Source organism: Parabacteroides sp. AF48-14 (genome assembly GCF_003477465.1).
GTDB lineage: Bacteria > Bacteroidota > Bacteroidia > Bacteroidales > Tannerellaceae > Parabacteroides > Parabacteroides acidifaciens.
In genome coordinates this window covers 1-1,607 of the sequence record NZ_QUDI01000096.1, presented here as the reverse complement: position 1 = coordinate 1,607, position 1,607 = coordinate 1, and the positions used below count along the sequence as shown (strand labels likewise).

Below are 1,607 nucleotides of genomic sequence, written 5' to 3'. Positions count from 1 at the left end.
CACAGCTGTGCCAACTAAGTGGCATAACTGTGCCAACCTGATGGCACAAGGCTTTTACTCCTTTGTTTCAATATAAACAACGTGTGTCTGTAAATATTCCTCAAGCCCGTGTTTGCCGTCAGCTCCGCCAATTCCAGACTTACGCCAGCCGGCATGGAAACCTTGCATTGCTTCAAAGTTTTCACGATTGATATAGGTTTCGCCAAATTTCAGGGAACGCATCAACTTGAATGCATTATCCAGATTTTGTGTATAGACGGAAGAAGTCAGTCCGTATTCACAATCATTCGCCCAAGCTATGGCGTCATTGATATCAGTGTATTCAACAACGGGTAGGATAGGACCAAAGGTCTCTTCCTGTATAATATCCATTTTCTGAGTGGCACAATCCAAAACTGTTGGCTCAAAGAAATATCCCTTTGTTCCGATCCGATGACCACCACACAATAGTTTAGCGCCTTGTTCAATTGCTCTTGCCACTTTTTTCTCCATCGCAGCCAACGCATTAGCTTCGATCAGCGGTCCCATATCCAGATCAGCAATTTCATTCGGATCACCAACTTTCACCTGTTGCATGCCGGCAACAAGTTTTTCCATGAAGACATTTTTAATCTTTTTATCTACATAAACCCGTTCCGCGCAGTTACAGACCTGTCCCGTATTAATCACACGTGAAGCGATAATCGATTTAACAGCCAGATCAATATCCGCATCAGCCATCACAATAGCAGGTGCTTTTCCACCCAATTCCAATGAAACTTTCGTGATATTAGGAGCCGCAGCAGCCATTGTCTGTTGTCCGGCACCAACACTTCCTGTCAGACTGACCATACCGACTTTAGGATTAGCAGCTAATTCATGGCCAATAACAGAACCGCGTCCATTCACCAAATTAAATACTCCAGCAGGCAAACCAACTTCTTCTACGATTTGTGCAAAAACATATGCGTTTTCAGGCGTCAGCTGACTTGGTTTTACAACTATCGTGTTTCCAGTAATCAAAGCAGGAGCTGCCTTACGAGCAACAAGGAAGAACGGAAAATTCCAAGGGAGAATACCCGTTGTAACACCAATTGCCTTCTTAAACAGGAAGATACTTTCTCGTGGACGATCACTGGGAATAATCTCACCTTCATATCGACGTGCCCATCCTGCCATATAATCGATATAATCAGCAGTAAATAGTACTTCTACATTTGCAAGTCCCTGTGTTTTACCACCTTCGCGTACGATTATGTCGGTCAGTTCTTTCTCTCTTTTACGAATTCCTGCTGCAATCTTAATCAAATAGGCTGCTCGTTCTATAGAAGGTGTTCTTTCCCATTGCTCCTGAGCCTTTTCCGCAGCATCGATTGCTTTTTTCGCATCGTCTACTGTACCGTCCGGCATAAGTGAGATAACTTCTTCAGTAGAAGGATTTAATACTTTAATCCATTTCCCAGATTCATTCTCTATAAATCTGCCATTAATAAACATTTTCAATTCCTTCATGGTAATTATCTTTTTAGGTTGAAATTTGAATTTAAATGTACGAGAAAGAATATATGATGATGTTTTAAAAATGATATTAGTTATTTCATAAATGATATATTTCTGGAATACAGGCT

The 1,607-nt window shown here is 41.4% G+C and carries 1 protein-coding gene; it reads right to left on the bottom strand.

Annotated elements, in window-relative coordinates:
* Positions 1–54 precede the first annotated feature (54 nt).
* Positions 55–1,491: an aldehyde dehydrogenase gene (gene aldA / locus DW083_RS21880; RefSeq protein ID WP_122333826.1), complete on the bottom strand. Its 1,437-nt coding sequence runs from the start codon at positions 1,489–1,491 to the stop codon at positions 55–57.
* Positions 1,492–1,607 lie beyond the last annotated feature (116 nt).

Coding starts and splice junctions, on each gene's coding strand:
- aldA (WP_122333826.1), bottom strand. CDS start 1,491: ATGAAGGAATTGAAAATGTTTATTAATGGCAGATTTATAGAGAATGAA.